Genomic DNA, 4,427 nt, shown 5'->3' with positions numbered 1-4,427 from the left:
AGATCTGCGCAACTCACCGGTCGAAAGCGTATTCGCAGGTCGTGACCCGCCGACTGCATGTCGAACACACGCTCATCCGGCATCGGCTCATCCGGCGAATACAACTCCAGCGTCCGGCTATCGAGGGAAACTTCCACCGTCGACTGGCACGCCGGGCACGTGGCCACGCCTTCCAGTGCCCGGCCAAACAGCCTGGCATGCAATTGCAGCAGACGTGCATCGCGCTGCCCAAGCGACAGGTCCAGCCATGCGGACGCATCCTGTGCGTCGCCATCGAGCTGCAGCATCCACAGGCCACACGCCAACGCGGGCGCGTCGAGCGCGCGCTCCCACACCTGCAACAACTCGCTGGCGCCGAGGGTTCGCATCGATCAGCCTACGGGCACCGTAAAGCTCGGCTCGGTGGGCTCCTGCACGCTGGTATCGCGCTCCCAACCCTCGTTCTCCAGCTTGATGTGCTGGATCGCCACCGCATTGGCGTTGGCATCCAGGTCTGCCATCGCCTGGTATTCCGATACCCAGCAACGGTAGATCTTGTAAGCCAGCGCAAGCTGCCCTGCTTCGTTGTAGACCTCCAGGATCAGGTCCTTGCGGAAGTCCTTCAGCGATACCTCGGCGCCCAGCCCGGCGCCGTAGTTCCATATCTTGTTTGCCCACTTCTCAAATTCGAGATCGTGGGTGACGCCGCGTTCGATGGTGATGGCGTCGTACTCGGTGCGCCCCGGCGATTTGCGGCTGCTGCTGGGGTCGCCGCCTTCGCGGTGCTTCACTACCTCGGTGGTGCGCTTGAGACCCGACACCTTGCTGACGCCCGCTACATAGCGGCCATCCCATTTCACCCGGAACTTGAAATTCTTGTAGGGATCGAAGCGCTGCGCGTTCACGCTGAACTGAGCCATGACATTGTCCTCAGGTCTGGATCTGGCCGGCCATCTGCTGCAGCTGGATGACCACGAATTCGGCGGGCTTCAGTGGCGCGAAACCGACCACGATGTTGACGATGCCGAGGTTGATGTCGTTCTGCGTGGTGGTTTCGCTGTCGCATTTGACGAAGTACGCATCCGTCGGGGTCTTGCCCTGGAATGCGCCCTGGCGGAACAGGTTGTGCATGAACGCTCCGACGTTGAGCCGTATCTGTGCCCACAACGGATCGTCATTGGGTTCGAACACCACCCACTGCGTGCCGCGGAACAGGCTCTCTTCGATGTACAGCGCCAGACGCCGTACGGGGATGTACTTGTAGTCGTCCGCCAACTGGTCCGAACCGCGCAGGGTGCGCGAGCCCCACACCACCGGGCCGCTGGCCGGGAAGCTGCGCAGGCAATTCACGCCGATGGGATTGAGCTGCCCGTTCTCCGCATCGGTGAGCACCACCGAGAGGCCCTGGATGCCGTTGAGCGTCGCGTCCAGCCCGGCCGGCGCCTTCCAGACGCCACGCTGGGTATCGGTGCGCGCCATCACGCCCGCGATAATGCCGCAGGGCACGAATGTGTCGATCTGCCCCTGCCTGGCGGGGTCCGATTCCAGCACGCGCGGGAAAAACAACGCAGCATTGCGCGCCCCTGTGCCGGTGAGGTTGAGGTCCGTCAGAACCTTGTTGTTGTTGCCGGTGATGGCATTCGCGCTGCTCCAATCCCATGGCGCATCCACGATGAGGAGTGCGCGACGGTCCGCGCAGAACGCCATGGCGTCGCGGTAAACGTCGGCACTGGTATTGCCTCCGCGCTGATCCGGTGGAATGCACAGCAGGTTGAACAGATCCACCTTCTTGAGCGCATACATGCCGGTCTTGTCGTCGGAGTTGCCCTCGTAAGTGGGATCGGTCAGCTTGACGCTGTCAGATCCCGCGTTCGTCACGCCCACCGAACTCCCGTCCTGATCCCACACCGTGTGGTTGGCGGGCGCATCACTCATCGCGGCGGGCACGGAGTCCGTCAGCGTGCCATCTTGAACGCGGATCAGCGACGACCCCGCCTTCAGCACGCGATCCACGCGACGCGGGCTATCCTTCGTGGATACATTGAGGAACGACTCCTGCGCACCGCTCGCCATGTCGCGAACGGTCAGGTTGAAAAGATCCGCGGCCGCCAACCCGTAGAGCGCAGCCACCTCGCCCGACACCAGCGTGTCGACGCGCACGCGCAACTGGTTCGCCCACGTTCCCGCCGACGCGGCCTCCAGCTTCAGGTTGGTGATGCTGAAGTTGGCCTTGGCCTTGCTGGCATCACCCTCGAACAAACGCACGATGATCGCCTGCGCGCCGCCGTTGAGATAGAAATCCCGCACCGCGTATCCCATCGGGTAATTGGGATCGAGCGCACCGAATCCACGCTCATAGTCGCCATAGCTGTTGATCAGCACGGGGCCGTCCGTGTCTATGTCGAGGGGGCCTTTTGCCGCGCGGCCGATGAAGGCGGTGATCGAGGTCGCCACGCCGGTAATGGTGCGTACGCCGCTGGGAATCTCCTCGATATAGACGCCTGGGTAACTCAGTGTGGCTGGCATGGGTGTTTCCTCGTGAAGGGCCAGGTGTGACAGTCAATGCAAAGGCGGCTTGCTGGAACGGTTGAGCGCATAGAGCACGGCGCCGTCAGGCAGGCGGTTGCAGCGCAGATCCCCACGTTCCACCAGTCCGCCAAGCACGCGCTCGATGCGCTCGCGCTCGGTTTCGTAACGCTGCTGCGGAAGCCACCAGGTAACGATGCCGTCGAGCGTGTCCGCGGCATCGGGGTGGTGATGCAGATAGGCAAGCACGGCGCGCTCCACTTCCTGCCTCCCCGATGCATCTTTGTTTCGCCGATGGCTCATGCCGTGCCTCCACGTGCACAAGGCTGCTGGCAACTCGCATGCCATCGCCAAACGGCCACGCCAGGCCATTCCGTCATCGGTCCGGGTCGGCATTGACCCGCTTCGGCCTGCGCGCATGGGTCTGCACGCACCCACCACACGCCGCGAACGGACACGCGAACACGCGCGCCAACGCATGCCGCGGGTAGTTCGCCTATGAGGTATTTACGGCTGCGTGCGGAAACGACGCGTATCGATGCCGTGCTTCTTGAGCAGCTTGCCGAGCTGCCGCCGCTCCGTGCCCGACAGTCGCGCTGCTGCCGTGACATTGCCCTGCGTGCGCACCATCAGGCCCAGCAGATAACCCTGTTCGAACACATGAATCGCCTGATGCCGGGCCGCGTGATAGCCAACGTCACCATCGAGACGCTGGCCGTCCTCGCTGGCAGCGATGACGCCTGCGCAGGCGAGCTCCTCCACCGCACGACCATCGATCACATCGTCGTCCGTCTGCATGTACGCACGCAGCACCACGTTCTCCAACTCGCGCACATTGCCTGGCCACGCATGTACGCACAGCACATGCATCGCTTCCGCGCTCCAGCGCTTGGCAGGTCCATCGAGCCTGTGTGCGATGATTTCCAGGAAATGCGCAGCCAGCAACTCCACATCGCCCGTCCGCTCGCGCAGCGGCGGCATCCGCACATTCAATGCATTGAGACGGTATTGCAGGTCACGCCGGAAACGCCCCGCTGCCACTTCCTCGTCCAGACAGCTGTTGGTAGCCGCAATGACGCGCGCATTGGACACGCGCGCCGAACCACCACCGACCGGTCGGTATTCGTTGTTCTCGAGGAACCGCAGCAAGGTCACCTGCGCCTTGCTCGACAAGGTATCCACCTCGTCAAGGAACAGCGTGCCGCCGCGCGCGTGATCGATCAGGCCCGGTTGTGCACAGCGCGCATCGGTATACGCGCCACGCTCGTGGCCAAACAATTCGTTCTCGATGAGGTTGTCCGGCAACGCCCCGCAATTGACAGGTACGAAGGGACGCCCGCTCCGCGCGCTGGCGTAATGAATCTCCCGCGCGGCGAGTTCCTTTCCGGTGCCAGTCTCCCCCTCGATCAGCACCTGAATGTCGCATTCGGCGTAGCGGCGCAGCTGTTCGCGCAACCGCAGGAACGCCGACGATTGACCGAGCATGACAGTCATCGTCCCTTCCCCACGTCCGTCGAGGCATGGACACGCGATGCCGCCAGGCATTTCAATCGCAACGACCAGTGAGCGGGCGGCAACAGACGCGACTATAGGCTCACCCAACGAGCAATCCCATCCGGCCTAAGTGATAGGGGTGCCGATGTATATAGGCTTTTGGGGAGAGACGGCGAAGATGCGTCCATGCCACGCGAGGATCAGCCTATCAAGTAATCCCGGCGCGAATGTAATCGCGTATGTATCGCCAAAAAGGATTTGAGGCCTCATCCATGGGTTCAAATGCCTGCTGCGCGCGTGGCGGGCCGCGGGGATCGAGTTTGCCCGCGAACCAGTCCGCCACGATGCTCGCCTGCTGTTCCACGCGATAGTCGCTCCATCGCTTTCCCGCCGCGCCGTAGCGGTAGACCGCGGGCCGGTCATACGAC

General features: G+C 63.0%; 5 protein-coding genes and 1 pseudogene. All 6 read right to left on the bottom strand.

Annotated elements, in window-relative coordinates:
- Positions 1–368: pseudogene (locus tag VFG49_RS13880) on the bottom strand (hypothetical protein); the annotation flags it as partial.
- Between the two features lie 3 nt (positions 369–371).
- Positions 372–899, bottom strand: a complete 528-nt coding sequence (locus tag VFG49_RS13875) for a phage tail protein (RefSeq protein WP_324861475.1) — start codon at positions 897–899, stop codon at positions 372–374.
- A 10-nt stretch (positions 900–909) separates the two neighbouring features.
- The gene (locus VFG49_RS13870) at positions 910–2,505 is read right to left on the bottom strand and encodes a phage tail sheath family protein (protein WP_324861473.1); all 1,596 of its coding nucleotides are present in this window, start codon (positions 2,503–2,505) and stop codon (positions 910–912) included.
- A 33-nt stretch (positions 2,506–2,538) separates the two neighbouring features.
- Positions 2,539–2,808, bottom strand: a complete 270-nt coding sequence (locus VFG49_RS13865) for a hypothetical protein (protein WP_324861471.1) — start codon at positions 2,806–2,808, stop codon at positions 2,539–2,541.
- A 204-nt stretch (positions 2,809–3,012) separates the two neighbouring features.
- Entirely contained in the window at positions 3,013–3,999 is a 987-nt protein-coding gene (locus VFG49_RS13860) for a sigma-54 dependent transcriptional regulator (protein WP_324861469.1), read from the bottom strand.
- A gap of 208 nt (positions 4,000–4,207) precedes the next feature.
- A partial coding sequence (locus VFG49_RS13855; RefSeq protein ID WP_324861467.1) for a hypothetical protein occupies positions 4,208–4,427 on the bottom strand: 220 nt, incomplete at its 5' end.

The organism is Dyella sp., assembly GCF_035685885.1.
Classification (GTDB): Bacteria; Pseudomonadota; Gammaproteobacteria; order Xanthomonadales; family Rhodanobacteraceae; genus Dyella.
Note: the sequence above shows the minus strand (reverse complement) of the source record. Positions and strands in the feature narration are given on the sequence as shown.

Bases quoted from the DNA above. Each gene is read 5' to 3' on its own strand.
- VFG49_RS13875 (WP_324861475.1), bottom strand. From the start codon at position 899: ATGGCTCAGTTCAGCGTGAACGCGCAGCGCTTCGATCCCTACAAGAAT.
- VFG49_RS13870 (WP_324861473.1), bottom strand. From the start codon at position 2,505: ATGCCAGCCACACTGAGTTACCCAGGCGTCTATATCGAGGAGATTCCC.
- VFG49_RS13865 (WP_324861471.1), bottom strand. From the start codon at position 2,808: ATGAGCCATCGGCGAAACAAAGATGCATCGGGGAGGCAGGAAGTGGAG.
- VFG49_RS13860 (WP_324861469.1), bottom strand. From the start codon at position 3,999: ATGACTGTCATGCTCGGTCAATCGTCGGCGTTCCTGCGGTTGCGCGAA.